Annotated in this window: 28 protein-coding genes and 1 pseudogene; 13 read left to right on the top strand and 16 right to left on the bottom strand. The window is 69.2% G+C overall.

The window, feature by feature from the left end:
• Window positions 1–5: 5 nt before the first annotated feature.
• Complete coding sequence (locus GCU53_RS12445) at window positions 6–335, bottom strand: four-helix bundle copper-binding protein (protein WP_152387894.1); 330 nt, start codon at window positions 333–335, stop codon at window positions 6–8.
• 218 nt (window positions 336–553) lie between these two features.
• Here GCU53_RS12445 and GCU53_RS12450 point away from each other — a divergent pair, with 218 nt between their 5' ends.
• Window positions 554–961, top strand: coding sequence for an SMI1/KNR4 family protein (locus tag GCU53_RS12450; RefSeq protein WP_152387895.1), 408 nt, complete (start codon window positions 554–556; stop codon window positions 959–961).
• Window positions 962–977: 16 nt separating this feature from the next.
• On the opposite strand, the gene GCU53_RS12455 is transcribed toward GCU53_RS12450, so the two are convergent.
• Window positions 978–2,207, bottom strand: coding sequence for a nucleoside recognition domain-containing protein (locus GCU53_RS12455; RefSeq protein WP_152389884.1), 1,230 nt, complete (start codon window positions 2,205–2,207; stop codon window positions 978–980).
• Between the two features lie 107 nt (window positions 2,208–2,314).
• On the opposite strand from GCU53_RS12455, the gene wrbA reads away from it, so the two are divergent.
• On the top strand, window positions 2,315–2,911 hold the full coding sequence (gene wrbA, locus GCU53_RS12460) for an NAD(P)H:quinone oxidoreductase (protein WP_152387896.1): 597 nt from the start codon (window positions 2,315–2,317) through the stop codon (window positions 2,909–2,911).
• 295 nt (window positions 2,912–3,206) lie between these two features.
• Window positions 3,207–4,760, top strand: coding sequence for a sensor domain-containing diguanylate cyclase (locus GCU53_RS12465; protein ID WP_152387897.1), 1,554 nt, complete (start codon window positions 3,207–3,209; stop codon window positions 4,758–4,760).
• A gap of 92 nt (window positions 4,761–4,852) precedes the next feature.
• On the opposite strand, the gene GCU53_RS12470 is transcribed toward GCU53_RS12465, so the two are convergent.
• Window positions 4,853–5,167, bottom strand: coding sequence for a c-type cytochrome (locus GCU53_RS12470; protein ID WP_152387898.1), 315 nt, complete (start codon window positions 5,165–5,167; stop codon window positions 4,853–4,855).
• Window positions 5,168–5,428: 261 nt separating this feature from the next.
• On the opposite strand from GCU53_RS12470, the gene GCU53_RS12475 reads away from it, so the two are divergent.
• On the top strand, window positions 5,429–5,863 hold the full coding sequence (locus GCU53_RS12475) for a hypothetical protein (RefSeq protein WP_152387899.1): 435 nt from the start codon (window positions 5,429–5,431) through the stop codon (window positions 5,861–5,863).
• Window positions 5,864–5,899: 36 nt separating this feature from the next.
• Here the strand turns inward: GCU53_RS12475 and treF are convergent, their stop codons facing one another.
• From treF to GCU53_RS12485, 3 genes and pseudogenes are all read right to left on the bottom strand, one after another.
• Window positions 5,900–7,498 (bottom strand): alpha,alpha-trehalase TreF, encoded by a 1,599-nt coding sequence (gene treF / locus GCU53_RS12480; RefSeq protein ID WP_152387900.1) that lies wholly within the window; start codon window positions 7,496–7,498, stop codon window positions 5,900–5,902.
• Window position 7,499: 1 nt separating this feature from the next.
• Window positions 7,500–7,691, bottom strand: a complete 192-nt coding sequence (locus tag GCU53_RS26115) for an SDR family oxidoreductase (protein WP_244307178.1) — start codon at window positions 7,689–7,691, stop codon at window positions 7,500–7,502.
• Window positions 7,692–7,764: 73 nt separating this feature from the next.
• A pseudogene (locus GCU53_RS12485) lies at window positions 7,765–8,424 on the bottom strand (SDR family NAD(P)-dependent oxidoreductase); the annotation flags it as partial.
• Between GCU53_RS12485 and GCU53_RS12490 the strand changes: the two are divergent.
• Window positions 8,425–9,501 carry a DUF748 domain-containing protein gene (locus GCU53_RS12490; protein WP_152387901.1) on the top strand — a complete coding sequence of 359 codons (1,077 nt, stop codon included), beginning with the start codon at window positions 8,425–8,427 and terminating at the stop codon, window positions 9,499–9,501.
• 12 nt (window positions 9,502–9,513) lie between these two features.
• On the opposite strand, the gene GCU53_RS12495 is transcribed toward GCU53_RS12490, so the two are convergent.
• Window positions 9,514–10,269 carry an alpha/beta hydrolase family protein gene (locus GCU53_RS12495; RefSeq protein ID WP_152387902.1) on the bottom strand — a complete coding sequence of 252 codons (756 nt, stop codon included), beginning with the start codon at window positions 10,267–10,269 and terminating at the stop codon, window positions 9,514–9,516.
• Window positions 10,256–11,383 (bottom strand): DUF3182 family protein, encoded by a 1,128-nt coding sequence (locus tag GCU53_RS12500; protein ID WP_208845236.1) that lies wholly within the window; start codon window positions 11,381–11,383, stop codon window positions 10,256–10,258. Before GCU53_RS12500 ends, GCU53_RS12495 begins: the two co-directional genes overlap by 14 nt.
• A gap of 199 nt (window positions 11,384–11,582) precedes the next feature.
• Between GCU53_RS12500 and GCU53_RS12505 the strand changes: the two genes are divergently transcribed.
• Window positions 11,583–12,056, top strand: coding sequence for a hemerythrin domain-containing protein (locus GCU53_RS12505; protein WP_152387903.1), 474 nt, complete (start codon window positions 11,583–11,585; stop codon window positions 12,054–12,056).
• A gap of 94 nt (window positions 12,057–12,150) precedes the next feature.
• Here the strand turns inward: GCU53_RS12505 and GCU53_RS12510 are convergent, their stop codons facing one another.
• Window positions 12,151–12,375, bottom strand: coding sequence for a hypothetical protein (locus tag GCU53_RS12510; RefSeq protein ID WP_152387904.1), 225 nt, complete (start codon window positions 12,373–12,375; stop codon window positions 12,151–12,153).
• A gap of 159 nt (window positions 12,376–12,534) precedes the next feature.
• On the opposite strand from GCU53_RS12510, the gene GCU53_RS12515 reads away from it, so the two are divergent.
• Window positions 12,535–13,029 carry an MgtC/SapB family protein gene (locus GCU53_RS12515; protein ID WP_152387905.1) on the top strand — a complete coding sequence of 165 codons (495 nt, stop codon included), beginning with the start codon at window positions 12,535–12,537 and terminating at the stop codon, window positions 13,027–13,029.
• A gap of 5 nt (window positions 13,030–13,034) precedes the next feature.
• On the opposite strand, the gene GCU53_RS12520 is transcribed toward GCU53_RS12515, so the two are convergent.
• Together GCU53_RS12520 and GCU53_RS12525 are read right to left on the bottom strand one after the other, a co-directional pair.
• Window positions 13,035–13,985 (bottom strand): copper resistance protein B, encoded by a 951-nt coding sequence (locus GCU53_RS12520; protein WP_425278173.1) that lies wholly within the window; start codon window positions 13,983–13,985, stop codon window positions 13,035–13,037.
• A 2-nt stretch (window positions 13,986–13,987) separates the two neighbouring features.
• Window positions 13,988–15,895, bottom strand: a complete 1,908-nt coding sequence (locus GCU53_RS12525) for a copper resistance system multicopper oxidase (protein WP_152387907.1) — start codon at window positions 15,893–15,895, stop codon at window positions 13,988–13,990.
• A gap of 227 nt (window positions 15,896–16,122) precedes the next feature.
• Here GCU53_RS12525 and GCU53_RS12530 point away from each other — a divergent pair, with 227 nt between their 5' ends.
• Entirely contained in the window at window positions 16,123–16,458 is a 336-nt protein-coding gene (locus GCU53_RS12530; protein ID WP_152387908.1) for an ElaB/YgaM/YqjD family protein, read from the top strand.
• 6 nt (window positions 16,459–16,464) lie between these two features.
• Here GCU53_RS12530 and aroE read toward each other — a convergent pair whose 3' ends face one another.
• Window positions 16,465–17,277 (bottom strand): shikimate dehydrogenase, encoded by an 813-nt coding sequence (gene aroE, locus GCU53_RS12535; RefSeq protein WP_152387909.1) that lies wholly within the window; start codon window positions 17,275–17,277, stop codon window positions 16,465–16,467.
• 197 nt (window positions 17,278–17,474) lie between these two features.
• Window positions 17,475–18,389 carry an oxygen-dependent coproporphyrinogen oxidase gene (gene hemF / locus GCU53_RS12540; RefSeq protein ID WP_152387910.1) on the bottom strand — a complete coding sequence of 305 codons (915 nt, stop codon included), beginning with the start codon at window positions 18,387–18,389 and terminating at the stop codon, window positions 17,475–17,477.
• 171 nt (window positions 18,390–18,560) lie between these two features.
• Here hemF and GCU53_RS12545 point away from each other — a divergent pair, with 171 nt between their 5' ends.
• Window positions 18,561–19,538: an NADPH:quinone reductase gene (locus GCU53_RS12545; protein WP_152387911.1), complete on the top strand. Its 978-nt coding sequence runs from the start codon at window positions 18,561–18,563 to the stop codon at window positions 19,536–19,538.
• Between the two features lie 41 nt (window positions 19,539–19,579).
• On the opposite strand, the gene tsaC is transcribed toward GCU53_RS12545, so the two are convergent.
• From tsaC to GCU53_RS12560, 3 genes are all read right to left on the bottom strand, one after another.
• Window positions 19,580–20,137, bottom strand: a complete 558-nt coding sequence (gene tsaC, locus GCU53_RS12550) for an L-threonylcarbamoyladenylate synthase type 1 TsaC (protein WP_152387912.1) — start codon at window positions 20,135–20,137, stop codon at window positions 19,580–19,582.
• 62 nt (window positions 20,138–20,199) lie between these two features.
• A complete protein-coding gene (dprA, locus tag GCU53_RS12555; RefSeq protein ID WP_152387913.1) occupies window positions 20,200–21,300 on the bottom strand; it encodes a DNA-processing protein DprA in 1,101 nt (366 codons plus the stop codon).
• Between the two features lie 115 nt (window positions 21,301–21,415).
• Entirely contained in the window at window positions 21,416–22,444 is a 1,029-nt protein-coding gene (locus GCU53_RS12560) for a LysM peptidoglycan-binding domain-containing protein (RefSeq protein WP_152387914.1), read from the bottom strand.
• A 152-nt stretch (window positions 22,445–22,596) separates the two neighbouring features.
• On the opposite strand from GCU53_RS12560, the gene def reads away from it, so the two are divergent.
• From def to trkA, 4 genes are read left to right on the top strand one after another with little or no spacing between them, the layout of a single operon-like run.
• Window positions 22,597–23,103 (top strand): peptide deformylase, encoded by a 507-nt coding sequence (gene def / locus GCU53_RS12565; protein ID WP_152387915.1) that lies wholly within the window; start codon window positions 22,597–22,599, stop codon window positions 23,101–23,103.
• A gap of 57 nt (window positions 23,104–23,160) precedes the next feature.
• Window positions 23,161–24,105, top strand: a complete 945-nt coding sequence (gene fmt, locus GCU53_RS12570; RefSeq protein WP_152387916.1) for a methionyl-tRNA formyltransferase — start codon at window positions 23,161–23,163, stop codon at window positions 24,103–24,105.
• 2 nt (window positions 24,106–24,107) lie between these two features.
• Window positions 24,108–25,433 (top strand): 16S rRNA (cytosine(967)-C(5))-methyltransferase RsmB, encoded by a 1,326-nt coding sequence (gene rsmB / locus GCU53_RS12575; RefSeq protein WP_208845513.1) that lies wholly within the window; start codon window positions 24,108–24,110, stop codon window positions 25,431–25,433.
• A gap of 11 nt (window positions 25,434–25,444) precedes the next feature.
• Window positions 25,445–26,818, top strand: coding sequence for a Trk system potassium transporter TrkA (gene trkA / locus GCU53_RS12580; protein ID WP_152387918.1), 1,374 nt, complete (start codon window positions 25,445–25,447; stop codon window positions 26,816–26,818).
• Window positions 26,819–26,822 lie beyond the last annotated feature (4 nt).

Here is a 26,822-nt window from a genome sequence, read left to right on the forward strand (position 1 = left end):
GAGTATCAGGCGGCCATCCGTTCGCACTCCTCGGCACATGCCCGGCAGGCCTGAGCGCAGCGCTGGCAGTGCTCGGCCTCGTGCCGGGCGCATTCCTCGCCGCAGGCACGGCAGACCTGCGCGCATTGCCGGCAGAAGGCCTGGGCATAGTCGCTGCCCCGCGCCATCAGGGTGGCCGCCATCTTGCAGAAGTCGGCGCAATCCATGTCCAGGGCGATGCAGCGCGCCATCATCTGCACGTTGTCCTCGCGCAGACAGGACGCCGCACAGGTCTCGCAGGCCCAGGCGCAGTGGCTGCAGGCCTGGATGCAGGATTCGTACATGGAAGCATTCATGTTCGTTCTCCTTCGCGGGGTAATGGACCGGAACGGCTGCGAAAACCACAGCCTTCCGGTGGACTTTGCGCCATCGGAGGAGGTTTCTGCAGAGGAGACGAATGGTCCGCAACAGAACGGCCGGGGCCGGGCTATACAGTGCCTGCGACCCGGCGCGATTCTGCTTGTCCGGATGCTGGGGTATAAAGCGCGCATCATTGCCTGAGGACGAACGAGCCGTGGAAGACGTCATCGACCAACTGCGCGAGCTGAACGAGCCCGTGCCGGTACCCCTGGAGCTGCCCGACGAAGACCTGCTGGTGGAGATCGAGGAGCAGCTTCTGATCAACCTGCCCTTCGAGCTGCGCGAGTTCCTGCTCAAGGTCAGCGACGTGGTCTACGGCGGCCTGGAGCCGGTGACCGTGACCGATCCCCAGTCGCACACCTACCTGCCGGAAGTCGCCGCGGTCGCCTGGGACCAGGGCGTGCCGCGCGACCTGGTGCCGCTGTGCCAGGCCGGCGACGACTACTACGTGGTGGACATCGAGGGCCAGGTGCTGCTGTGGAGCGGCGACAGCGGCGAGCTGACCGACGAGAGCTGGGATTCGGTGTGGCACTGGGTGAAGGACGTCTGGCTCGAGAGCTGAGCCTGCGCCGTCCGCCTCAGCCGAAGAACCAGTAGCACACGCCGATCGCCGCCAGCACGCCGCAGAAGTCCGCCAGCAGGGCGCAGCCGACCGCGTGGCGGGCACGCTGGATGCCGACCGCGCCGAAGTACACGGCGAGCACGTAGAAGGTGGTCTCGGTGCTGCCCTGCACGGTGGCGGCGACCAGCGCGGGGAAGCTGTCCACACCGTGGGTCTGCATGGTCTCGATCAGCATGGCGCGTGCCGCGCTGCCGGAGAACGGCTTGACCAGCGCGGTGGGCAGGGCATCGATGAAGCGCACGTCCCAGCCGGCCGCCCCGGCCAGCCAGCGCAGGCCCTCCAGCGCGTAGTCCAGCGCCCCCGAGGCGCGCAGCACGCCCACCGCGCAGAGCATGGCGACCAGATAGGGCAGAAGGCTCCTCGCCACCTCGAAGCCCTCCCTGGCGCCCTCGACGAAGTGCTCGTAGACCGCCACCTTGCGCAGCGCCCCCAGCACCAGGAACAGCAGGATCAGGCTGAACAGCACCAGGTTGCCGAGCAGCGAGGACAGCGCGGACAGCGCCGTGGACGAGAGCCCGGCGAGCACAGTCATGAAGGCGCCGAGCAGCAGTGCGCCGGGCAGCAGGTAGGCGAGCACCACCGGGTCGCGCAGCTTCAGCCGCTGCATGAAGGCCACGGCGAGCAGGCCGGCCAGGCTCGAGGCACTGGTCGCCAGCAGGATCGGCAGGAACACCAGGGTCGGGTCGTCGGCGCCCTGCTGGGCGCGGTACATGAAGATCGACACCGGCAGCAGGGTCAGCGAGGAGGCGTTGAGCACCAGAAAGAGGATCTGCGCGTTGCTCGCCGTGTTGCCGCTCGGGTTGAGCTCCTGCAGGGCGCGCATCGCCTTGAGGCCGATCGGCGTGGCGGCGTTGTCCAGGCCCAGGCCGTTGGCGGCGAAGTTGAGGGTGATCAGCCCGAGCGCCGGATGACCGGGCGGCACCTCCGGCATCAGCCGGCGGAACAGCGGGCCGAGCAGCCGCGCCAGGCGCTCCACCAGCCCGGCCTGTTCGGCGATGCGCAGAAAGCCCAGCCAGAGGGTGAGGGTGCCGAACAGCAGGATCATCACTTCCACCGCCAGCCTGGCCATGGCGAACAGGCTGTCGACCATGGCGGCGAACACCGCAGGCTCGCCACCCAGCAGCCAGCGCCCGAAGGCGGTCAGCGCGGCGATCAGGAAAAAACCCAGCCAGAGGCCGTTGAGCATCTCGATCTCCCGGAAAGCGTGACCGCGCATGATAGCGGCTCGACCGCAGCGCTGTCCGGGCACTGCTATACCTGTCTGATTCGCTCAGCAAACAGGAAGACAGTGCCATGAAGAAGATTCTCGTCCTCTATTACTCCATGTACGGTCACATCGAGCGCATGGCCGAAGCGGTGGCCGAGGGCGCGCGCAGCGTGCCGGGGGTGGAGGTGACCCTCAAGCGGGTGCCCGAGACCATGCCCGAGGAGGTGGCGCGCAAGGCCGGCGCCAAGCTGGACCAGGCGGCGCCGGTGGCCGACCCGAAGGAGCTGGCCGACTACGACGCCATCCTGTTCGGCACGCCGACACGCTTCGGCAACATGGCCGGGCAGATGCGCAACTTCCTCGACCAGACCGGCGGCCTGTGGGTCAGCGGCGCCCTGGTCGGCAAGTTCGCCAGCGTGTTCACCAGCACCGGCAGCGGCGGCGGCTCGGAAACCACCATCACCTCGTTCTGGCACACCCTGGCGCACCAGGGCATGGTGATCGTCGGCCTGCCCTACGTGCTGCCGGAACTGAGCGACATCAGCGAGCTGCGCGGCGGCTCGCCCTACGGCGCGGCGACCATCGCCGGGGCGGACGGCTCGCGCCAGCCGAGCGAGAAGGAACTGATCCTGGCCAGCTTCCAGGGCGCCCACGTGGCGCGCCTGACGGTGCGCATGCAATAGCGCGGATCGGTACCTTCGAAGGCCCGATTTCCGACCATTGACACGCCACAGAGCCTGATAGGCTTTTCCGCAGAGACTCTTTGCCACCACAATCCTGATCGATACGCAACGGCGCCCTGCGCGGACAGGGACGCCGTTGCGTTCGGCTGTCCGGCGGCCTCATGCCGAATCCGCGTGAGCTCCCGAGGGGTGACAAACGGCGTCCTGCGCATTCTCACGGATCGAGGGTAGGCACCTGTCTGCCACCGGCATTCGACAAGGGAATCTGCCGGTGGTCATTTTTCCCAGAGACCTTATGCATCACCTCGATCTGCGCCGACTGATCCTGCTGTTGACGATCACCGCCACCCTGCTGACCTTCCTCAACAGCTTTCACGCCAGCTACCAGACCCTGCACCGCCAGCTGATCGCCCAGACCCTGGAGGCCAACCGGGCCTATGCCGCCAAGCTGGCGCACAGCACGGACAACTTCCTCCAGGCCGCGCAGCAGCAGCTCGCCTACAGTGCCGGCCTGCTGCCGGGGGTGCTCGACCGGGAGGAACGCCTCGATGCCGAGGTCGCGCGCCTGAAGGAGCAGACCGGCACCTTCAACGGGATCTTCGTCGTAAACACCGATGGCCGGGTGCTGGCCACCGCGCCGAGCGGCCTGGGGCTGGCCGGCAGCGTGCTGAAGACCCGGGAAGCGCAGGCGGCCCTGAACGCGCGCCAGCCCCGGATCAGCGCGCCCTATGTCGGCGCCCGCGGGCATCTGCTGGTCTTCCTGTCGCAGCCGATCTTCGCCCGGGACGGCCGCTACCTGGGCTATGTCGGCGGCGCCATCCACCTGGGCGAGAACGACGGCAGCCTGCAGGCACTGCTCGGCGACCACTACTACAAGGACGGTTCGCAGCTGTATGTGGTGGACCAGAACCGCCACCGTATCCATCACCAGAATCCGTCGCAGATCGGCGAGGTCGTCACCGGCAATCCGGCGGTCGAGGCCGTGCTCCGCGGCGAGGAGGGCAGCCGGCAGCTGCTCGACTCGAAGGGCGTCGACATGCTCGCCGGCTATGCCCCGGTCGCCAGCACCGGCTGGGGCGTGGTCGCCCAGCGGCCCAGCGCGGCCACGCTGGCGGCGCTGGACGGCCTGATGCTGGAGATCCTGCTCAATGCGCTGCTCTTCTTCGTTCCGATGCTGGCAGCCATCTGGTGGCTGTCGAAGCTGATCGTGCGCCCGCTGCGCCAGCTGGCCATCACCGCCCGGCACTGGGAGTTCTCCGCCGCCCAGGAGCAGATCCGCCAGGTGCGCGCCTGGTATTTCGAGGCCGAGCAGCTCAAGCTCGCCATGCTGGGCGGCCTCGCGCTGCTGCACGGCAAGCTCGGCCGGCTCAACCAGGAGAACATCACCGATCCTCTGACCGGGCTGGTCAACCGACGCGGCCAGCAGCTCGCCCTGGAGCGCTGGCAGGCGCAGCGGCGGCCCTTCGCGGTGATCACCCTGGATATCGACCATTTCAAGCAGGTCAACGACACCTACGGCCACGATATCGGCGACCAGGTGCTGCAGCACGTGAGCCAACTGATGGACAGCGTCTCGCGCAGCAGCGACCTGGCCTGCCGGAGCGGCGGCGAGGAGTTCGCCCTGCTGCTGCCCGAAGCCAGCTTGGAGGCGGCCGCACAGGTCGCCGAACGGCTGCGCGGCCTGATCAGCCACACACAGAGTCCCACCGGCTCCTTCGTCACCATCTCCGCCGGCATCGCCCACTGGCCGGACAGCGCCACTTCCGTGCCGGCGGTGCTCAAGCTGGCCGACGAGGCGCTGTACCGGGCCAAGCGGGACGGCCGCAACCGCATCGTGGTGGCCGGGTAGAAGGAGGTTGGGAGCGAGGATGCGCCGGTGGGTTGACGACGGCGCGAGGCGGGCAGGGGGAAGGACGCCGGACCGGCCGGCGTCCGGAACGCTTACTTGTGGGTCATGACCCACTCGGCGAGGGTCTTGGCCTCTTCCTCGGTGACCGCGTTCGGCGGCATGGGGATCTGCCCCCAGTTGCCCGACCCGCCGTTCTTGATCTTGGCGGCGAGCATGTCGGCGATATCGGCCTGGCCGGCGTACTTGGCGGCGACCTCCTTGAAGGCGGGGCCGACCAGCTTGCTGTCGATGGCATGACAAACCGTGCAGCCCTTGGTCTTGTACAGCTCCTCGCCGGTCTCGGCCAGGGCGGGCTGCAGGGCCAGCGCACCACCGAAGGCGAGCAACGGGATCAGAATCTTCTTCATGTTTTTGACTTCCTCAAGGCTAACGAAGACTGGGTGACGCATGCCCGGCTCGAGTCTGGCAATGGCCAGGAACATACCGAGCGCCCCCCTGTTCACGTTAGAGCCAGGGAGGAGGCAAATCAATGTCCCTGGCCCGGCGGCGGTACGGGCACGCCGGGCGCCGCCGGTCCTCCCGGGACGAACTCTCGCCGGGAAACGCCAGTCCCACGCGAAAGGGCCGCATTCGCGCCGGAACTCTCACGCCGCCTCCAGGAGCCTCCCATGAAGCGCCTACTCTGCATCGGGGTTTTTCTCTTCGCCGGTCTTTCCAGTCCGCTGCTGCTCGCCGAGGCCTGCCATGTCACCGAGCAACTGGCGGTGGCCGGGACCGCGAGCGACGTCATGGAGTCCTGCTTCGAGCACCGCGGCATGCCGGCCGGCTCGCTCGACTGGTCCTGCAGCACGGACAAGAGCCCCGTGGCCGGGGTGCACAAGGAAAAGCGCGCGAACTGCCCGAGCGGCTATTTCGGCAAGTGCACCGCGGCCCTGACCCAGGAAGCCCTGGCCAACGAGGAGGCCACCGGCCAGTACGGCGGGGGCACCTGGCCGGACCCGTTGCCGGAGGATGCGCAGATCGTCACCTACTACTACCGGGTGCAGGATCAGAAGCAGACCCGCATCGACTGCGAGAGCGGCGGCGGGCAGTGGAGCCAGTGAGCGCAGCGCTGTCCCACCCGCCCCGAACGGCCGGCGTCAGAACCCCAGACGCCCCGCCCGGCAGCGGTTCGCCGCGTGCTGCGGATCCTCCTGCAGCAGTTTGAGGGTGACGCCGTTGGTCCAGCCGAAGCCGTCCTGCAAGGGATACTCGCCGCCCCCGGCATGCCCGGCCCCGGGCCGCAGGACGTACTTTTCCACCAGCTTGTTCTCCCGCTCGAACAGCTCGCCAACGGTCCGCAGCCAGCGCCTCCTGATCTCGCCGGCGAGTTCGGTCTGGCCGTACTCCTCGAGGCCGCGGATGCCGATCCACTGCAGCGGCGCCCAGCCGTTGGGACGGTCCCACTGCTGGCCGCTGTCGCCGACCTCGGTGGTGGCCAGTCCGCCGGGCGCCAGCAGCCGGCCGCGCACGGTGTCGGCCACCCGTCGCGCCTGCTGCGGACCGGCCAGGCGAACGAACAGCGGAGTGAGCATGGCGGCGGTGAGATCCCCGCGCTGCCGTTCCAGCTGCCAGTCGTAATCCAGGTAGGCGCCGGCGCTTTCGCTCCACAGGTACCTGTCGATCGCCATGCGCCGCGCCTCGGCGCGGATGCGGTACTCCTCGGCGCAGGCGGCGTCACCCCAGACCTGGCTGAGCAGGGCGATCTGCCTCTCGAGCCTGAACAGCAGGCTGTTAAGATCGACCGGCAGGATCGCCGTGGTGCGGATGCTGGACAGCCGGCTGTGATCGCCCAGCCAGCGGGAACTGTAATCCCAGCCGGATTCGGCGCCGGCGCGCAGGTCGCGGTAGACGTCATGGACCGGCCGGTCGGACTCGCGGGCGGTCAGCACATCCTCCAGGTAGGATTCCTCCCGCGGCGTGTCGCGGTCGTCCCAGTAGCGGTTCAGCACCTCCCCGCCGGCCAAGCGCACGCAGCGCCGGTGGCACTCGCCCGGACGCAGGCAGTCGGCGCCATCCATCCAGAAGGCGTATTCCTTGCGCAGCTGCGGCAGGTAATCGCTGGCGCGGCAGATGCTCTTCTCCTCGAACAGGTCGATCATCAGGGCGAACACCGGCGGCTGCGAACGGCTCAGGTAGTAGGTGCGGTTGCCGTTGGGCACGTGTCCGTAGGTGTCGATCAGGTAGGCGAAGTTGTCCGCCATCGAACGCAGCAGATGGCTCTGGCCGCTCTGGTCCAGCCCCAGCATGATGAAGTAGGCATCCCAGTAGTACTGCTCGATGAAGCGTCCGCCCGGCACCACGTAGTCGTGGGGCAGCGGCAGCAGCGAGGAACGCGGCGGATGTTCCTGGGGCCGGCGGGTCAGCACCGGCCAGAGCCGGTCGATATGCTGCGCCAGCGTGCAGTCCGGATCGGCGACGAAATCGCTCGGCGGGATTTCATAGCGGCGAAAATGCTCGGCGACGAACGCCGCCAGATCGAAGCCGGGGAGCCTGCAGCGGCTGCGGTAGGCCTCCAGAATCCGCTCCGGATGCAGGCGCGGCGCGCAGTCGACGAAGGTCTTGCTGTCGGCGAACACCCGGTTCATCTGGACTTCGACGAACAGCTCCTGGTAACGGTCCGCCGGGGTCAGCGGGTCGGCCGGGGAAACCGCCGCCACGTGCTTCTCGAAGGGATCGGGCAACCCGCTGCCGTTCATGTCACTGCTCGGCGTACTGGCGCAGCAGGCCGCCGTCGACCACCAGGGCCTCGCCGGTGATGTAGTCGGCATCGCTTGAGGCCAGGAAGGCCGCTATGCCGGCGATGTCCTGCGGCTGGCCCAGGCGCCGCAGGGGAATCTTGCCGAGCAGCTTGGCGAGTTTGTCCGGCTGGTGCAGCAGGGCGCTGTTCATCGGCGTATCGATGGCGCCGGGGGGCGATGTTGTTGATGGTGATGCCCAGCGGCGCCAGTTCCACCGCCAGGCTGCGTGTCATCATGCGCATGCCGCCCTTGCTCATGTAGTAGCTGGTGAAGTCGGGGAAGGCCAGCTCCTCGTGCCCCGAACTGGTCTTGATGATCCTGCCGCCGCGCCGACCATCGGCCAGGTGCCGGACGAAGGCCTAGGTGACGAAGAAGGCGCCGCGCAGGTTCACCTGCATGACCCGGTCGTAGTCCTCCCCGCGCACTTCGAGGAAGGGCGCGCGGATCTGCATGCCGGCATTGTTGGCCAGGATGTCGAGATGCCCAATCTGCTCGATGCTTTCGCGTACCAGGCGCCGGCAATCGTCCAGCCGCCCGAGGTCCGCCGCCACCAGGCAGACGCGCCGGCCCAGGGCACGGATCTGCTCGGCCGTCTGGCAAGCCTGATCGTCCAGCGCGGGGCCGGTCACCACGATGTCCGCACCCTCCGCGGCCAGCCTCTCGGCGATGCCGCGGCCGATGCCCTGCGAGCTGCCGGTGACCAGGGCGATCTTGTTTGCCAGTCTCATGGGTTCCTCCGGACCTTCTGCGCCAGAACCGACGGCTGTGCCGTCCCTGTAATTCCTGAGTGGCGAGGGTCCTGGAAAATTCCCGGCCTCCTGTCGCCTGCTGCCGCTCTTCGCCATGGCCGGAACTGCGGTGGCCGCGGCGCAGTCATCCTCCATATGAAAAGACGCTACCGCACGCCGCTGGTCATTCTCGGCGGCCTCGCCCTGTTCCTGCTGGCGCTGCACCTGGCCCTGCCTTCTCTGGTACGCGACTACCTGAACGACAGGCTGGCGACCATGGGTGACTACCGCGGCCAGCTCGATCGGGTGGAGCTGGCCTGGTGGCGCGGCGCCTACCGCATCGAGGGGCTGAAGATCGTCAAGCAGGAAGGCCGCATCCCGGTGCCCTTTCTCGAGGCGCCCGGTATCGATCTGGCGGTGAGCTGGCATGCGCTCTGGCACGAGCGCACCGTGGTCGCCCGGGCGGTCTTCGAGCAGCCGCAGCTGAACTTCGTCGACGGCGACAGCCGGGAAGACTCCCAGAGCGGCGAGGGGGTCGACTGGCGCGAGCAACTGGAGCGGCTGCTGCCGATCACCCTGAACGAGGTACGCATCGAGGACGGCCGCCTAGCCTTCCGCAACTTCGAGGCCGATCCGCCGGTGAACCTGCAGGCCACCGCGGTGAACGCCACCCTGCACAACCTGACCAATGTCGGCGGCGCCGGCCAGGGCCGGGCCGCCCGCCTCGAAGCCACCGCCCAGGTGCTCGGCCAGGCGCCGCTGGAGACCAGCGCGCGCTTCGACCCCTTCGACGAGTGGCGCGACTTCGAGTGGCGCCTGCGCATCACCGGCATCGAGCTGCGTCGGCTGAATGCCTTTTCCCGCGCCTACGGGCGCTTCGACTTCAATGCCGGCCGCGGCGACTTGGTACTCGAGGTGGAGGCCGACGATTTCCGCCTCGACGGCTACGTCAAGCCGCTGTTGAAGGACGTCGACGTGTTCGACTGGCAGCAGGACGTGGAAAAGGAGGAGAAGGGCTTTTTGCGCGGCCTCTGGGAGGCGCTGGTCGGCGGCGGGCAGACGGCGCTGAAGAACCAGCGCAAGGACCAGTTCGCCACCCGCATCGAGCTGTCCGGCACCCTCGAGCAGCAGGACATCAGCCCGCTACAGGCCTTCGTGGCCATCCTGCGCAACGCCTTCGTGCAGGCCTTCACCCCGCGCTTCGAGCGGGCGCTGGAGGAGGAGCGGGATTGACCCCACGCGCCCTCAGTCCCGGTAGATGTTGCCGACCCGCGACTTGACCACCATCTCGGTCACCCAGTGCACCAGGATCGAGGTGTAGGCCTGCTGGCAGAGGTCATCGCTCAGCGCGTGGTCGGCACCGTCGATGATCCGGTGGGTCAGCGAATGGGCACGAACGAAGGCGCTGCGGTAGTTCATGATGGTGGTGTGCGGGATCAGGTGGTCGCTCTCCGACTCGACGATCAGCACGTCGCCGCGAAACGCCGCGCAGGCCGCCAGCGCCCGGTTGTCGGCAGGCGCCAGCGGCGAGTGCCGGTACAGCTGCAGATCCTGGCGGTCGAGCTCGCGCTTGGGGCGGCCCCACTCGGCGTCCCGGTACAGCGCCGGCACGCGCAGGCCGAGCCAGCGTACCGGGCGCAGGGAGCTGAGGATCGCCGCCAGGTAGCCGCCGTAGCTGCTGCCGATCACCGCGATGGCCTCGCGGTCGATGGCCGGATGCCGGGCCAGCAGGTCGTAGGCGGCGACCAGATCGCGCAGGTTGTCCTCCCGCGTCACCCCCTGCTGCTGCGCCAGGGTGCCGCCGTGGCCGCGCATGTCGAAGGTCAGGCAGACGCAGCCGAGGCCGGCGATGCCGCGCGCGCGCTTCAGGTCGCGCTCCTGGCTGCCGCCCCAGCCGTGCACGAACAGCAGGCCCGGCATCTGGGTGTCCGGGGTGAGAAAGGTGCCGGCGAGCCGCTCGCTCTCCACCAGCAGTTCGATGCTTTCGCTACGGGTTGCCATAGTCCGTTATCACCACGCATTTGGTCATGTAGCCGAGTTCCGGGTCTTCGCCGCGGAACAGTACACAGGCCCCGGCGGGCGCGACCTTGTCCTCGCCGAACAGCTCCAGGGAGGACGCCCGCACCGCCTGCGCGCCGGCACGGAACGCCTCCAGCGCGGCGATCTCCGCGCTGCTGGCGCCGCCGATGCGCCAGGACTGCTCGAGCACCCCGGAGCGGGTGCATCCCCGGCTGTCCAGGCCGCGGGCGATGTCGTAATTGCGTCGCGAGGCGAAGAAGCCGTCGAAGCTGGCCAGGGCGGCGGCGTCGTAGCGCCGCGCCTGCTGCACGGCCAGGCGGACCGGGTCGTCCAGCTCGAGGGCGAGCAGCGCCTCGAAGCCGCCGGCCACCACCAGCAGATCCGAGCCGCCGTAGACCTCCTCGCCCTGGTTGTCGACGGTCAGCCGCTGGGTGCCGCAGTAGGTCGCCAGCAGGTCGCCGACCTGCACCTGGCCGACGCTGTAGGTCGACACCTCCTCCAGCTGTTCCTCCAGCACCAGGCCGAAGCGGCCCAGTTCATCCTCGTCCAGCGCCGCCAGCTGCCGGTCCAGTTCGGCCGGGTCCTCGACCAGGCACTGCCCGCGGCCGCCGGTGGCCAGCACCGGCTTGATCCGCAGCGGCCCCCCGGCCAGCAGCTGGCGGCCGGCCTCGCCGGCCTCTTCCCGGCTGAACACGGTGAAGCCGCGCAGCACCGCGTCCGCCACCCGCCGGGCGAAGTTGCGCGACCAGCCGGGCGGCGCCTGGGCGCCGCTGCGCAGCAGCCCGTGGGTGATCGCCTTGGTCGCCATGAAGGGCTGCGGCACCACCCCGCCGAACAGGTCCGCGGCGCTGCGCATGCCGAGGCGCTGGGCGTTCTGCCGGCCGATCACCGTGCCGGTGGGCACGAAGTACAAAAATCCCGGATAGGCGGTGCCCGGGTCGTACTCGCCGCCGAACTCCAGCCCCTGCAGCCGCGCCAGCCGGTGCCCCAGGTCGAGGTGCACGGCCCGTTCGTGCAGGGCCTCGCGGCCGCGGTTGCTGTAGATCACCACGGTGCCGGAGCCGCTCCGTCCTTCCCGCTCCACGTCTGTCTTCATCGCTGTTCTCCTGCCTGTCCGCCTGTGCCGGAGCGACCGAGACGCCGACGCTCATACCGGTATGGACTGCCGCTGGGCCAGGAACATTCCCCCGATGTGAGCAAAGCGCCGGAGAGACGAACGGAGGCACGGAAACATCGAACCCATGGACCGGAAGGGGAGTCAGCTTAGAGGCGACACCACTCCAAGGAGATTGACGATGAACGCTGTCGAACTGCTGAAGCACGATCACGAGACGGTCAAGCAACTCTTCGAGCGCCTGTGCAAAACCACCGAGCGCGGAGTCAAGACGCGCGAGGAGCTGATGCGCCACCTGCACGAGGAGCTGATGGCCCACACCCGGCTCGAGGAGGAGATCTTCTACCCGGCCTTCAGGGCGGCGAGCGGCAAGGAAGGCGAGGTCCTGTTCCACGAGGCGACCGAGGAGCACCGCGCGGTGGAGGCGCTGATCCTGCCCGACCTGGAGAAGACCGATCCGTCCAGCGCCGAATTCGCCGGCCGGGTGAAGGTGCTCAAGGACGTGGTCGAGCACCATATCGAGGAGGAAGAGCAGGAGATGCTGCCCAAGGCCAGCGAGCTGCTGGGCGAGGATCGCCTCGAGGAGCTGGGCGCGCAGATGGAGAGCCGCAAGAAGGAACTCAGGAAACAACTGTCCGGGGAACGCGCCGCCTGATCCGCCTGGCCTGCACCGCCGCCGGCGGGCAGGCCTTCTCCATTGCCTTCATTCCACTCCCTGCAAACGATCTCCGCCTGGTGCGGATGGCCGTTCACGGCTGCTGGTAGTGCCCGGGGGTGGTGCCCGGCTCCTTGGGGTGGAGGATCCTGGTCACCTGCACGTCGGTGATGTTTGCCGGCTTCTGTGCGCTGTGCAGGGCGGCGATGTGGGCGTGCGCCTGGTCGACGGAGAGGGTTTCCGCTTCCGACTCGATTTCGGTCGATTGCGGCTGGTTGTCGAGGATGTAGCTGACGAGGAAGAGGTGCTTCTGGGCCACGGGAGACTCCTCCATGCTGGACAAACACGGGCTTTAGACCTCACGCGCCAGGGCACTGGTTCCCCCGCCGCGGTTCGCGCGTCCAGCGCGACGGACCTGCTTTACTGATAGCGTTTTCCGGTCATTTCGTACCCACCCAGGACTTGCCGGAGGGAGAGTGTGACTGCATGGGACGTATTCGTGGCGACCTTGGCCCAGGAGTTCTCCGATCTGTCCGAGCTGGAGCAGACCATCCGGGTCGGCCTGCGCCTGCTCCTGGCCGTCCTGCTCGGCGGTCTGCTGGGTTTCGAGCGCGAGCATCACGGTCATGCCGCCGGCGTGCGCACGCACATGCTGGTGGCCCTGGGCGCCGCGCTGTTCGTGCTGATCCCGGAGCAGGACGGCGCCCATAACGACGCCCTGAGCCGGGTGATCCAGGGCATCGTGGCCGGCATCGGTTTCCTCTGCGCCGGCACCATCCTGAAGAGCCGCGACCTGACCCACGTGAAGGGCCTGACCACCTCGGCCGGCCTCTGGCTCACCACCGCCATCGGCGTGGCGGTCGGTCTCGGCCACCAGGCCACGGCGGTGCTCGGCACCCTGCTGGGCCTGTTCACCCTGAACGTCGTGTCCTGGCTGATCAACCGCCTGGAGAAGGACCGCAACAGGGCATAGGGCGCTCAGAACCAGAGGCGGATGCCGGCGACGAAGCGGGCTTCCTCCTCGTCCTCGCCCGCGTCGCGGGCCAGGTCCTCGCTGTTGCCGTACAGGCGGCCCCAGGTGACGCCGAGGTAGGGCGCGAACTGGCGGGTGATCTCGTAGCGCAGGCGCAGTCCGGCCTCGATCTCGCCCAATCCGGAGCCGGCCCCGCGTTCGCGATCGTTGCGGCCGTAGAAGTTGGCCTCCACGGTCGGCTCGAGGATCAGCCGGTTGGTCAGCAGGAGCTCGTAGTCGGCCTCCAGGCGCAGGGAGGTCTGGCCGCCCTCGCCGTAGTAGGCGGTGATTTCCGTCTCCAGGCCGTAGAAGGGCGTACCCTGGATACCAAAGGCGGCCCAGGTCTGCGCCGAAGCGGGCTTGAAGTCCTGGCGCACGCCGCCGACCAGCTCCCACCAAGGGCCGATGGCATGGCCCCAGAGCGCCTGGAGTTCGGCCTGCTCGGTATGCCCGTTGGTGCGCTCGCCCTCCGAGCGCAGCCACAGCCGGTCGACATCGCCGCCGATCCAGGCATTGGCGTCCCAGACCAGGGCGCTGCCGTCGTCGGCGTCCTGGTATTCGAGCTTCTCGAACAGCAGCAGGCTGTTGAGCGAGCGGCCATGGGGGGCATGGCCGGACAGCGGGGGAAAGGCGGCGGCGCGGTCGGCGGCGGTGGGAACCGGAATGCCCGGCATCTGGTAGGCGTCGTCATGGCCGCCATGCTCCTCGCCATGCCCGTCGTGATTGCCGTGATCCCGGTCGCCATGCTGGCCGTGGTCCATGCTGCCGTGGTCCATCGCGCCATGCTCCGCGGCGGCCGGATGCCGGGCGTGACCGGCATGCCCGTCGGCGGCCAGCACCGGCAGGGGCGCGGCGGCCAGGGCGGCGGCCAGGGCGGCGGCGCGGGGCAAGCGGACCGGCAATCCCTGCAGTGTGATCATCATTCCTCCACCCGCACTTCGCGGAACATGCCCGTTTCCATGTGGAACATGAGATGGCAATGATAGGCCCAGCGCCCCAGGGCGTCGGCGGTGACGCGGTAGCTGCGCCTCGATCCGGGCGGCATGTCGAGGGTGTGCTTGCGCACCAGGAAGTTGCCCTGCTCGTCCTCCAGGTCGCTCCACATGCCGTGCAGGTGGATGGGATGGGTCATCATGGTGTCGTTGACCAGCACGATGCGCAGCCGTTCGCCGTACTTGAGCCGCAGCGGCTCGGCGTCGGCGAAGGGGATGCCGTCGAACGACCAGGCGAATTTCTCCATGTGGCCGGTCAGGTGCAGTTCGAGGGTGCGGCTCGGCTCGCGGCCGTCCGGGTCGGCGAAGGCACTCCGCAGGTCGGCGTAGGTCAGCACCCGGCGGCCGTTGTCGCGCAGGCCGATGCCGGGATCGTCCAGCTTGGCCGTGGGGGTCATGGTCTGCATGTCGACCAGCGGATTGCCGGCCTCCGAGGCCGGATGCGCCTGCATGGCCCCGCCCGAAGCGGCATGCTCCATCCCGGCATGGCCGCCATGGCTCATGGCGCCATGGTCCATGCCCGCGTGGCCACTATGGTCCATGCTTCCTTGAGGCAGGCCGCCGTGACCGCTGTGGTCCATGCCACCCGGCTTCATGCCTGTCATGTCGTCATGACCGGCATGCGCGCCCCCGTGCCCATCGTGGTCCATGCCGGCATGCCCGGCCGGCTTGCCGCCTGCCGGCGCCGCCGCTCCGTGCGCCGCGTGCTCCATGCCGCCGTGGCCCATGTCGGCCATGCTCAGCAGCGGGCGCGGATCGGGCGTGGGCACCGGTGCGCTCAGGCCCTCGCGCAGCGCCAGGGTGCCGCGCGCGTAGCCGCTGCGATCCAGGGACTGGGCGAACAGGGTGTAGGCCTCGGCGTCCTGCGGCTCGACGATCACGTCATAGGTCTCGGCCACGGCGATGCGCAGTTCGTCGACGCTCACCGGCTCGATGTACTGTCCGTCGGCGGCGACCACGGTCATCTTCAGGCCGGGAATGCGCACGTCGAAGTAGGTCATCGCCGAGGCGTTGATCAGGCGCAGACGGATCCGCTCGCCGGGGCGGAACAGGCCGGTCCAGTTGCCGGCCGGGGACTGGCCGTTCATCAGGTAGGTGTAGGTGTGGGCGCTGACGTCGGCCAGGTCGGTGGGCGTCATGTTCATCGCCGCCCAGGCCTTGCGTTCGGCGACGGTCGCCGCCCAGCCGTGCTCGCCGACGTCGCGGATGAAGTCGCCGAGGGTGCGCTTGTGGAAGTTGTAGTAGTCCGACTGCTTCTTGAGCTTCTTCAGCACCCGCGCCGGGTTCTCGTCGGTCCAGTCGCTGAGCATCACCACGTAGTCGCGCTCGTAGCGGAAGGGCTCCGGTTCGCGCGGATCGATGATCAGCGCGCCGTAGACGCCGGTCTGCTCCTGGAAGCCGGAGTGGCTGTGGTACCAGTAGGTGCCGCTCTGCTTCACCCTGAAGCGGTATTCGTACAAGCCGCCCGGGGCGATGCCGTCGAAGCTCAGGCCCGGCACGCCGTCCATGTTGGCCGGCAGGAGGATGCCGTGCCAGTGGATCGAGGTGTCCTCGTCCAGGCGGTTGCGCACGCGCAGGGTGACGGTGTCGCCCTCGCGCCAGCGCAGGGTGGGGCCGGGCAGGGAGCCGTTGATGACGGTGGCGGTGCGCGGCTTGCCGGTGATGTTCACCGGGATTTCGCCGATGGCGAGATCGAATTCGCTGCCGGAAAGCAGCATGGGGCGGGGCGGGTTGCCCAGCGCCCAGACCGGCGCTCGCCAGAGGCCGAGACCGGCGAGGAGACCGCCGGCGGCGAGGCCCTTGACGAAAGTCCGCCGCGAGGTTTTGCAATGCATGCCGTTCATGTCCAGTCGATCGGAAAACAGGCCGCGCAAGGCGGCGTTCCGAAAAAACTGCCATATCCGGCGAAGGCGGGTGATTACAATTCCGTAAGGTGGGACGGCTCCGGCGAATGCCCCTGCCCGCGGTCGAGACGCCGGGCACACTGGTCTATGCTTGCTCGACGGCGCGGCACGCCGGAGCCTGCCGCGGCACATCCATGACCACCGGAATGGAGTTGCCCATGTCGCTGTTCAAGACCCCCCGCACGTCCCTGGCCGAGGAACGCCTCGAGAAGGAGATCCACGACCTGATGCATGCCCTGGAGCATCTCAGGAGCAGCGCCTCGCGCGATACCCGCAGCAACTACGAGCGACTTAGGGAGCGTGCCGAAGATCTGCTGCAGCAATCTCGCCACCACTATCATGACACCCGCCACAGCCTGACCCACCAGTGTCATCAGGTCGGTCAGTGCACCCGCGACTGTGTCCGTGCCCATCCCTGGGCCAGCCTGGCGGTGGGAGTGGGCGCCGCCGCGCTGTTCGGCCTGCTGTTCGCCCGCGACCGCCACCGCCACTGAGCAGCCTCAGAGTGCGCGGCGCAGCGCCTCCAGCACGCTGGCGGTGTCCGGGCGCACGCCGCGCCACAGCTGGAAGGATTCGGCCGCCTGCTCGACCAGCATGCCCAGGCCGTCGCGGGTCCGCGCCGCGCCCTGCTGCTGGGCCCAGCGGCAGAAGGGCGTGGCCTCGCGGCCGTACATCATGTCGTAGCAGAAACCGCGGCCCGGCTGGACCAGGCCGGCGGGCAGCGGCGGCAGCTCGCCGGCCAGGCTCGCCGAGGTGCCGTTGACGATCAGATCGAACGGCCCGTGCAGCGCGGCGAAGCCGCAGGCTCTCAGCGGACCGAGTTCGGCGAACTCGCCGACCAGTTGCTCGGCCTTGTCCTCGCTGCGATTGGCGATCACCAGCGCGGCCGGACGCTCCGCCAGCAGCGGCTCGAGCACCCCGCGCACCGCGCCGCCGGCGCCGAGCAGCAGGATGCGCAGCCCCTGCAGGGCCAGGCCGGCCTGCTTGAGGTCGCGTACCAGTCCGGCGCCGTCGGTGTTGTCGCCGAGCAGCGCGCCGTCCTCGAGCTTCATCAGGGTGTTCACCGCCCCGGCGCGCCGGGCACGCGGGGTGAGCTCGTCGGCCAGACGGAAGGCATCCTCCTTGAAGGGCACGGTGACATTGGCGCCCCTGCCGTCGACGAAGAAGGCGCGGGCCGCCCCGGCGAAGTCATCCAAAGGCGCCAGCAGGGGCTCGTAGCTGAGCGCCTGGCCAGTCTGCTCGGCGAACAGGCGATGGATCTGCGGCGACTTGCTGTGGCCGATGGGATTGCCGAACACGACGTAGCGGTCCATGGGAAGAAGATCCTCCGGCAACGAGGGAACGCCTGCGGCGTCCGCCTCAAAGGGTGTGTGGTCTGTCCATGCTGAAGGGCTCGTCCTGACTTGCGGGGTGGAAGGCGCACGCAGCAACTTCCACCGCTGGCGGGAAGGGCTCGCGGCCGCTCCCGCCCTAAGTTACTACTCCACGGGGCCTCGCGGCACGCGCCGGCTCAGGCCTGGGCCAGCCAGTCGCGGTCGGTGAGGAAGTACTCGGTCAGGCGCGCCTCGGGCGTGCCCGGCTCCGGCTTCCAGTCGTAGCCCCAGCGCACCTGCGCCGGCAGCGACATGAGGATCGACTCGGTGCGCCCGCCGGACTGCAGGCCGAACAGGGTGCCGCGGTCGTAGACCAGGTTGAACTCCACGTAGCGGCCGCGGCGATAGGCCTGGAACTCGCGCTCGCGCTCGCCGTAGGGGATGGCCTTGCGCTTCTGCACGATGGGCAGGTAGGCCTTGATGTAGGCATCGCCGACGGCGCGCAGGAAGGCGAAGCAGGTGTCGAAATCCCACGCGTTGAGGTCGTCGAAGAACAGACCGCCGATGCCGCGCGGCTCGTTGCGGTGCTTGAGGTGGAAGTAGCGGTCGCACCACGCCTTGAAGCGCGGGTAGACGTCGGCGCCGAAGGGCGCGCAGGCGTCGCGGGCGACCTCGTGCCAGAACACGCAGTCTTCCTCGAAGGCGTAGTAGGGGGTCAGGTCGAAGCCGCCGCCGAACCACCAGACCGGCGCCTCGCCCTCCTTCTCGGCGACGAACAGCCGCACATTGGCGTGGGAGGTCGGCACGTAGGGATTGCGCGGGTGGATCACCAGGGACACGCCAAGGGCCTGGAAGCCGCGCCCGGCCAGTTCCGGACGATGCGCGCTGGCCGACGGCGGCAGGCCGGCGCCGTACACGTGGGAAAAGTTGACGCCACCCTTCTCGATCAGCGCGCCGTTCTCCAGCACCCGGGTGCGGCCACCGCCGCCGCCCTCGCGCAGCCAGGCGTCCTCGCGAAAGCGCGCGCCGCCGTCCTCGGCCTCGAGGGCGGCGCAGATACGGTCTTGCAGGTCGAGCAGGTAGGCCTTCACGGCCTCGATTTGATCGTTCACGGCATTTCCCATGTTGAAAACGGCACTGGACAGGCGGCCGACCCGGCCGGGCCGCTAGCATAGCACTGCGCAATCCCTTGCCGAAGTTGACGGGATGGAGGGCTTGGCGCTTGGATAGCCCCCTCGGCGCGCATGCGGCGCCATCTACCGCGATCCCGGAGGAACAGAGACATGGCCAAGCGCATCCAGATCAGCCGCCACGGCGGCCCCGAAGTCCTCGAATGGGTCGACTGCACGCCGCCGGAGCCGGGGCCGCACGAGGTCCGGGTGCGCAACCGGGCGATCGGCCTGAACTTCATCGACACCTACTACCGCAGCGGCCTCTATGCCCCGCCGCGACTGCCCTCCAGCCTCGGCACCGAGGGCGCAGGGGAGGTCGAGGCGGTCGGCAGCGCGGTCGAGCGCTTCCGGGTCGGCGACCGGGTCGCCTACGCCACCGGGCCACTGGGCGCCTACGGCGAGTTCCACGTGCTGCCGGCGGGCAATCTGGTCAGGCTGCCGGATTCGATCGATTTCGAGCAGGCCGCCGCGGCGATGCTCAAGGGCCTCACCGTGCAGTACCTGCTGCGCCAGATCGGCCGTTTCCAGGGCGGCGAGATCATCCTCTTCCATGCCGCGGCCGGTGGCGTCGGCAGCCTCGCCTGCCAATGGGCCAGGGCGCTCGGCCTCCGGCTGATCGGCACCGTCGGCTCGCCGGAGAAGGCCGGACGGGCCAGGGCCCTGGGCGCCTGGGCGACCATCGACTACAGCCGCGAGAACGTGGCGCAGCGGGTGCTGGAGCTGACCGACGGGCGCAAGTGCCCAGTGGTCTACGACTCGATCGGCAAGGACACCTGGGAAACCTCGCTGGACTGCGTCGCCCCGCGCGGCCTGCTGGTCAGCTTCGGCAACGCTTCCGGGCCGGTGAGCGGAGTCAATCTCGGGGTGCTGGCGCAGAAGGGCTCGCTGTTCGTCACCCGCCCCCAGTTGGCCGGCTATGCCGATACCCCGGAGCGCCTGCAGGCGATGGCCGACGAGCTGTTCGCCGTGCTCGCCAGCGGCCAGGTACAGGTCGAGATCGGCCAGCGCTTTCCCCTCGCCGAGGCCGCCCGGGCCCACGAGGCGCTGGCCTCGCGCCAGACCGTCGGCTCGACTGTCCTGCTGCCGTGATAGGGGCTGTTGATGTTTTGGCGTAGGCCGCGGCGGCAGCCCTAAGCCGGGCGGATCACCTGGCCGCTGGCCAGGTCGCGGATCAGGCTGGGATTGCGCCGCCCGCCCAGGGCGCCGCCGAGCACGGCGTCCAGTTGGTGCGGGAAGTACTGCTCGACGCGCAGCCGCGAGCGCGCGGCGGGGCGGCCGGCAGGGTTGGCCGAGGTGGACACCAGCGGGCCGGCGAGGCGGCACAGCGCGCGCACCAGCGGATGGTCGCTGACGCGCAGGGCGACGCTCGCGTGGCGGCCGGTGATCCACACCGGCAGGCGGCCCCGGTGCGGCACCAGCCAGGTGTTCGGCCCCGGCCAGGTTGCGGCCAGGCGCTCGAGCCAGGCCGGCGGCAGATCCTCGAGCAGGAAGTCGAACTGGCCGATGTCGGCGGCGACCAGGATCAGCCCCTTCTCCTGCGGCCTTTGCTTGAGCGCCAGCAGGCGGCGCACGGCATCCGCGCTCCATGGATCGCAGCCCAGGCCCCAGACCGCCTCGGTCGGATAGGCGATCACCCCGCCCCGGCGCACCACCTGCGCCACCTGTCGCACCCGCCAACTGCCGTGCATCGCTTGTCTCCGAAAAATGAATCGACGCAGTGTACCCAAGGCGCCGGCAGCGACGTAGCCCGTCAGCCGGCGCGTCCCAGCCAGCGCCCGCCCTCGCAGGCCACCATGCCGTCCAGTTCCAGCTCGGTGAGCGCCGCCAGTACCCGGGCGAGCGGCCAGCCGCTGGCCAGGGCCAGCTCCTCGCTGGTCTGCGGCGCGGCATGCAGCAGCGCCAGCAGCGGGTGCCGCTCGTCGGCCTGAACCGGCCCGGCTTGCGGCTCGGGCGGCGGCGCCAGGTTCTGCCAGCCGCGTAGCGCTTCCAGGATGTGCTCGATGCTTTCCACCAGGGTCGCGCCGTCGCGGATTAACTGGTGGCAGCCGCGGGCGCCGGGGTGGTGGATGGAGCCGGGAATCGCGTAGACCTCGCGGCCCTGCTCGGCGGCCAGCCGGGCGGTGATCAGCGAGCCGCTGGAGGGGCTGGCCTCGACCACCAGCACGCCGAGGGACAGGCCGCTGATGATGCGGTTGCGGCGCGGGAAATTGCCCGCCTGGGGCGGACAGTCCAGCGGCAGTTCGGAGATCAGCGCACCGCCGCCGGCGAGGAGATCCGCCGCCAGGGACGCGTGCCGTGCCGGATAGAGGCGCTGCAGGCCGGTACCGAGCACAGCCAGCGTCCGCCCGCCGGCCTCCAGCGCGCCCCGGTGGGCGGCGCCGTCGATGCCCAGGGCCAGCCCGCTGGTGATGACGAAGCCGGCGCCGGCAAGCTGCCGGGCGAAGGCGCGGGCGGTGTCGAGCCCGGGTTTCGAGGCGCGCCGGCTGCCGACCATGGCCAGCTGCGGCTGCTCGAGGAGCGCCGCATCGCCTTCGACGAAGAGCAGCGGCGGGGCATCCTCCAGCTCGGCCAGCAGGGCCGGATAGCCGGGCTTGCCGAGCAGCAGCAGCTGCCGTTGCGGCTTTTCCAGCCAGGCCAGCGCCTGCGCGGCCTGCTGGCGGACCTCGGCGCTGCGCCGCGCCTCGGCGCAGCCGGCCGGCAGTCCCAGCGCGCGCCAGGCGGCGGCCGGTGCGCTGAGCGCCGCCGAGGCACTGGCGAAGGCCTCGAGCAGGCGGCGATGGCGGCGCGGCCCGAAGCCGGGCAGGGCATGCAGGCGCAGGCGCGCCTCCAGTTCGGCGGGCGAAAGGGGCATGGGGGCGATCATCCTTGATCCATGGAACGAAAAGCCCGGGCCGAAGCGGGGGAATCCCTCTCGGCCCGTCGTCCCCCTCGGCGGAAGGGGACATGCAGCGGAATCGGTCCGGGCGTTACGGGTTGCGCACCTTGTCCAGCACCGCCAGCTGGCGGCTGGCGGTGAGGATCAGGCCGTAGCTGAGCCGCTCATAGGTACGGAACACCATCAGCAGACCGGAGCGCTCGTCGGGAATCTTCACCGGCTCGCCGGTGATGCGGTCGCGCACGGTTTCGCCGGTCTTGTACACCGCCAGCACGTCGCCTTCGGCCAGCCCGTCCCGGCTGCCCTTGTTCAGGGTGACCACGTCGAAGTTGCCGATCTGGGTCACGCCGCGCGGCACGTCGAGGATCACCCCGTCGACCGGGACGCTCGGCTCGTTGGGCATGAAGGTCGAGTTGACGGCCCGCTCCTCGGTGGGGAACAGGCGGTCGCCGATGCGCACTTCCTGGGTCGAGCGGCTGAGCAGCAGGGTGGCGATGTCGCCTTCCTCGGCGACCACCTCGCCGGTGCCGATGTCGTCGGCGTTGATGCCGAGCACTTCCCTGGTTTCCGGATCGATGTAGGTCTTGCCCTGGCGGAAGATGCCGTAGGCCGCCTCGCCGGCGGCAAAGTCGCCGCGTGCGTAGACCCGGTCGCCGGCGCCGCTGACCACCCGCTCGGCATTGCCGGCAACCACGTAGGGCGCGCCCTGGAACTGCACGGCGTCGTCGATGATGCGGTTGCTGAGCAGGAAGCTGTTGATCTTCTCCAGCGGAATGGTCGGGATGGCCTGGACCATCGGCGTGCGGCGGATCTGCGGCGACAGCTTGATGGTGCCGCGGCTGGCGCCACGGTTGAGCATCAGGCGCGGCTGGCCGTCGATGTAGACCAGGCTCAGCACGTCGCCCGGGTAGATCAGGTGGGGGTTCTCGATCTGCGGGTTGACGTGCCAGAGCTGCGGCCACTGCCAGGGCGCGCGAAGGAACTTGCCGGAGATATCCCACAGGGTGTCGCCCTGGACGACCGTGTAGCTCTGCGGATGACCCTCGCGGAGCTGCACCTCGGCCTGCGCCAGAGTGCTGCCGGCAGCCAGCAGCAGCAGGGCGAGTAGTGATTTCCTCATGCGGTGAATCCCTTTATGATGTGCCTTCGCGTGAAACGTCGAGCGCCGCCGGATTTCCTTTCGGGATCGCGGCGTAAAGCCGTTTTTTCAATGCTGCTCAGCATCTTAGCAGCAGCCGTTTCGATCAATTCCCAAGTGCATCACAAACGCATATGGCGATACTGAACATCCTCGAATTCCCCGACCCGCGCCTGCGCACCGTCGCCAAGCCCATCGAGGCGGTGGACGACGACCTGCGCCGGCTGATCGACGACATGTTCGAGACCATGTACGCCGCGCCCGGCATCGGCCTGGCGGCGACCCAGGTGAACGTGCACAAGCGCCTGGTGGTGATGGATCTGTCCGAGGACAAGAGCGAGCCGTGGGTGTTCATCAACCCGGAGTTCGAGTCGCTCACCGAGGAACTGGAGCCCTACCAGGAAGGCTGCCTGTCGGTACCCGGCTTCTACGAGAACGTCGATCGCCCGCAGAAGGTCCGCGTCCGCGCCCTGGACCGCGACGGCCAGCCCTTCGAGCTGATCGCCGAAGGGCTGCTGGCGGTGTGCATCCAGCACGAATGCGATCATCTGAACGGCAAGCTGTTCGTCGACTACCTTTCGACACTCAAGCGTGATCGCATTCGCAAGAAGCTGGAGAAGCAACACCGCCAGCACGGCTGAGGCCGCCCTTGCGAAGGCTTGCCGTGGCAAGCCTTTTTCTTTTTCGAGCGAGAGACCATGACCCAGCCTTTGCGCCTCGTCTTCGCCGGCACCCCCGAATTCGCCGCCGAGCACCTCCAGGCCCTGCTGACCGCCGGCCAGCGGCCGATCGCCGTCTACACCCAGCCGGACCGCCCCGCCGGACGCGGGCAGAAGCTGATGCCCAGCCCGGTGAAGCAGCTCGCCCTGCAGCATGCCATTCCCGTCCTGCAGCCTGCGAGCCTGCGCGATCCCGCCGCCCAGGCGGAACTGGCGGCGCTCGAACCCGACCTGCTGCTGGTGGTCGCCTACGGGCTGATCCTGCCGCAGGCGGTGCTGGACATCCCGCGTCTCGGCTGCGTCAACAGCCATGCCTCGCTGCTGCCGCGCTGGCGCGGCGCGGCGCCGATCCAGCGGGCGATCGAGGCCGGCGACCGCGAGTCCGGGGTCACCGTGATGCGCATGGAAGCCGGCCTGGACACCGGGCCGATGCTGCTCAAGGTCGCCACGCCGATCCGCCCCGACGAGACCGGCGGCAGCCTGCACGACCGCCTGGCCGGGCTGGGCGCGCAGGCCCTGGTCGAGGCCGTCGGCGCTCTGGCCGCCGGCGGACTCGCCGGCGAAGTGCAGGACGACGCCCTGGCCACCTACGCGCACAAGCTGAACAAGGATGAGGCGCGGCTCGACTGGAACCGCCCGGCGGACGAGCTGGAGCGGCGGATCCGCGCCTTCGATCCCTGGCCGGTCTGCCACAGCAGTCTGAACGGCACGCCGCTGAAGGTGTTCGGCGCGGCCGTCGAACAGGGCAGGGGGGCGCCGGGAACCATCCTCGCCGCCAGCCGCGACGGCCTGACCGTGGCCTGCGGCAGCGGCGCCCTGCGCCTGACCCGCCTGCAGTTGCCGGGCGGCAGGCCGCTGGCCTTCGCCGAGCTGTACAACAGCCGCCGCGAGCAGTTCGCCGTCGGCCAGGTGCTGGGGGCATGAGCCTGAATCCGCGTCTGGCCGCCGCCCGCGCCCTTGCCGCCGTGCTCGCCGGCAAGGCCTCGCTCGCCGCCCTGCCGGCACAGCTGGAGCAGGTCGAGCCACGCGACCGCGCACTGGCCCAGGAGCTGGCCTTCGGCACCGCCCGCTGGCAGCCGCGCCTGGCGCTGCTCGCCGAAAAGCTGCTGCGCAAGCCGTTCAAGGCCGCCGACCGGGATATCGAGGCGCTGCTGCTGATCGGCCTTTACCAGCTGCTGCACACCCGCATCCCCGCCCATGCGGCGATCGGCGAAACCGTGGCCTGTGCCGAACAACTGAGAAAGCCCTGGGCCAAGGCCCTGCTGAACGCCGTGCTGCGCCGTGTGCAGCGCGAAGGCGAGGCGCTGCTCGGCGCGCTGGAGAACGATCCGGTGGCGCGCACCGCCCATCCGCGCTGGCTGCAGCAGGCCCTGGCGAAGCACTGGCCGGAGCACTGGGAAGCCATCTGCGCCGCCAACAACGAGCACCCGCCGCTGACCCTGCGGGTCAACCGCCGGCTGACCTCGCGCGATATCTACCTCGCCGAGCTGGAGGCCGCCGGCATCCCGGCCAGCGCCTGCCGCTTCAGCCGCGACGGCATCCTGCTCGGCGAGCCGCGCGACGTGCGCAGCCTGCCGGGCTTCGCCGAGGGCCGCATCAGCGTGCAGGACGAGGCCGCCCAGCTGGCCGCCTACCTGCTCGAACTGATGCCCGGCCAGCGCGTGCTGGATGCCTGCTGCGCGCCCGGCGGCAAGACCTGCCACCTGCTGGAGACCGAGCCGCGGCTGGCCGAGCTGGTCGCTCTCGATGCGGAGGAGAAGCGTCTGGCGCGGGTCCGCGAAAACCTCGACCGGCTGGGCCTCGAGGCCCGGCTGATCGCCGCCGATGCACGGGCCACCGACGCCTGGTGGGACGGTCGCCGCTTCCAGCGCATCCTGCTCGATGCGCCCTGTTCCGCCACTGGGGTGATCCGCCGCCATCCGGACATCAAGCTGACCCGCCAGGCCAGCGACATCCCCGCGCTCGCCGTCCTGCAAGGCGAGTTGCTGGACGCCCTGTGGCCGACTCTCGAGGTCGGCGGCATCCTGCTCTATGCCACCTGCTCGATCCTGCCGGCGGAGAACAGCGACACCATCGCCGCCTTTCTCGCCCGCACGCCCGGCGCCCGCGAACTGGACATCGCCTCCAGCTTCGTCGGCGTCAAACCGGGCCTGGCACAGCGCCACGGCCGCCAGCTGCTGCCGCAGCCGCACGGCCATGACGGCTTCTACTACGCCAAGTTGATCAAGATCGCCGCCGGTCCGCGCGGCTGAGGAAAGAGTCGATGAAGATCATCATTCTCGGCGCCGGCCAGGTCGGCGGCACCCTGGCCGAGCACCTGGCCAGCGAGGCCAACGACATCACCGTGGTGGACACCGACAGCGACCGCCTGCGCGATCTCGGCGACCGCCTGGACATCCGCACCATCCTCGGCAAGGGCTCCTTCCCCACCGTGCTGCGCCAGGCCGGTGCGGACGACGCCGACATGCTGGTGGCGGTGACCAACAGCGACGAAACCAACATGGTCGCCTGCCAGGTCGCCTACACCCTGTTCCACACCCCGACGCGGATCGCCCGGGTGCGCGAATCGGCCTACCTGACCCGCGCCGGGCTGTTCAGCAACGAGGCGATTCCGGTGGACGTGCTGATCAGCCCGGAGCAGGTGGTGACCAACCACATCAAGCGCCTGATCGAATACCCCGGCGCCCTGCAGGTGATCGACTTCGCCGACGGCAAGGCCCAGCTGGTCGCGGTACGCGCCTACTACGGCGGCCCGCTGGTCGGCCAGCAGCTCAGGCAGATCCGCGAGCACATGCCCACCGTGGACGCCCGGGTGGCGGCGATCTTCCGCCGCAACCGGGCGATCCTGCCCAAGGGCGACACGGTGATCGAGGCCGACGACGAGGTGTTCTTCATCGCCGCGAGGACCCATATCCGCGCGGTGATGAGCGAGCTGCGGCGCCTCGAGATCAGCAACAAGCGCATCGTCATCGCCGGCGGCGGGCACATCGGCGAGCGTCTGGCCGAGGCCATCGAGAGCCGCTACCAGGTGAAGATCATCGAGTCCAATCCGGCGCGCTGCCGCTACCTCTCGGACACCCTGGACAGCAGCATCGTGCTGCAGGGCAACGCCTCGGACAAGGACCTGCTGGTCGAGGAGAATATCAACGAGGCCGACATCTTCCTCGCCCTGACCAACGATGACGAGGCCAACATCATGTCCTCGCTGCTGGCCAAGCGCCTCGGCGCGCGCAAGGTGATGAGCATCATCAACAACCCGGCCTACGTCGACCTGGTGCAGGGCGGCGAGATCGACATCGCCATCAGCCCGCAACTGGCCACCATCGGCACCCTGCTGACCCACGTGCGCCGCGGCGACATCGTCAGCGTGCACTCGCTGCGCCGTGGCGCGGCGGAGGCCATCGAGGCCATCGCCCACGGCGACTCGAAGTCGAGCAAGGTGGTCGGGCGCATGATCGGCGAGATCGAGCTGCCCCCGGGCACCACCATCGGCGCGGTGATCCGCGACGAGCAGGTGCTGATCGCCCACGACGACACCCTGATCGAATCCGGCGACCACGTGATCCTGTTCCTGGTCGACAAGAAGTACATCCGCGACGTGGAGCGGCTGTTCCAGGTGGGGCTGACCTTCTTCTGAAGGC

Source organism: Azotobacter salinestris (genome assembly GCF_009363155.1).
Taxonomy (GTDB): Bacteria; Pseudomonadota; Gammaproteobacteria; order Pseudomonadales; family Pseudomonadaceae; genus Azotobacter; species Azotobacter salinestris.

Excerpts from the sequence above, each read along its gene's own strand:
- GCU53_RS12445 (WP_152387894.1), bottom strand. The coding sequence starts at position 335 with ATGAATGCTTCCATGTACGAATCCTGCATCCAGGCCTGCAGCCACTGC.
- GCU53_RS12455 (WP_152389884.1), bottom strand. The coding sequence starts at position 2,207 with ATGCTCAACGGCCTCTGGCTGGGTTTTTTCCTGATCGCCGCGCTGACC.
- wrbA (WP_152387896.1), top strand. The coding sequence starts at position 2,315 with ATGAAGAAGATTCTCGTCCTCTATTACTCCATGTACGGTCACATCGAG.
- GCU53_RS12465 (WP_152387897.1), top strand. The coding sequence starts at position 3,207 with ATGCATCACCTCGATCTGCGCCGACTGATCCTGCTGTTGACGATCACC.
- GCU53_RS12470 (WP_152387898.1), bottom strand. The coding sequence starts at position 5,167 with ATGAAGAAGATTCTGATCCCGTTGCTCGCCTTCGGTGGTGCGCTGGCC.
- GCU53_RS12475 (WP_152387899.1), top strand. The coding sequence starts at position 5,429 with ATGAAGCGCCTACTCTGCATCGGGGTTTTTCTCTTCGCCGGTCTTTCC.
- treF (WP_152387900.1), bottom strand. The coding sequence starts at position 7,498 with ATGAACGGCAGCGGGTTGCCCGATCCCTTCGAGAAGCACGTGGCGGCG.
- GCU53_RS26115 (WP_244307178.1), bottom strand. The coding sequence starts at position 7,691 with ATGAACAGCGCCCTGCTGCACCAGCCGGACAAACTCGCCAAGCTGCTC.
- GCU53_RS12490 (WP_152387901.1), top strand. The coding sequence starts at position 8,425 with ATGAAAAGACGCTACCGCACGCCGCTGGTCATTCTCGGCGGCCTCGCC.
- GCU53_RS12495 (WP_152387902.1), bottom strand. The coding sequence starts at position 10,269 with ATGGCAACCCGTAGCGAAAGCATCGAACTGCTGGTGGAGAGCGAGCGG.
- GCU53_RS12500 (WP_208845236.1), bottom strand. The coding sequence starts at position 11,383 with ATGAAGACAGACGTGGAGCGGGAAGGACGGAGCGGCTCCGGCACCGTG.
- GCU53_RS12505 (WP_152387903.1), top strand. The coding sequence starts at position 11,583 with ATGAACGCTGTCGAACTGCTGAAGCACGATCACGAGACGGTCAAGCAA.
- GCU53_RS12525 (WP_152387907.1), bottom strand. The coding sequence starts at position 15,895 with ATGCATTGCAAAACCTCGCGGCGGACTTTCGTCAAGGGCCTCGCCGCC.
- GCU53_RS12530 (WP_152387908.1), top strand. The coding sequence starts at position 16,123 with ATGTCGCTGTTCAAGACCCCCCGCACGTCCCTGGCCGAGGAACGCCTC.
- aroE (WP_152387909.1), bottom strand. The coding sequence starts at position 17,277 with ATGGACCGCTACGTCGTGTTCGGCAATCCCATCGGCCACAGCAAGTCG.
- GCU53_RS12545 (WP_152387911.1), top strand. The coding sequence starts at position 18,561 with ATGGCCAAGCGCATCCAGATCAGCCGCCACGGCGGCCCCGAAGTCCTC.
- tsaC (WP_152387912.1), bottom strand. The coding sequence starts at position 20,137 with ATGCACGGCAGTTGGCGGGTGCGACAGGTGGCGCAGGTGGTGCGCCGG.
- dprA (WP_152387913.1), bottom strand. The coding sequence starts at position 21,300 with ATGCCCCTTTCGCCCGCCGAACTGGAGGCGCGCCTGCGCCTGCATGCC.
- GCU53_RS12560 (WP_152387914.1), bottom strand. The coding sequence starts at position 22,444 with ATGAGGAAATCACTACTCGCCCTGCTGCTGCTGGCTGCCGGCAGCACT.
- def (WP_152387915.1), top strand. The coding sequence starts at position 22,597 with ATGGCGATACTGAACATCCTCGAATTCCCCGACCCGCGCCTGCGCACC.
- fmt (WP_152387916.1), top strand. The coding sequence starts at position 23,161 with ATGACCCAGCCTTTGCGCCTCGTCTTCGCCGGCACCCCCGAATTCGCC.
- trkA (WP_152387918.1), top strand. The coding sequence starts at position 25,445 with ATGAAGATCATCATTCTCGGCGCCGGCCAGGTCGGCGGCACCCTGGCC.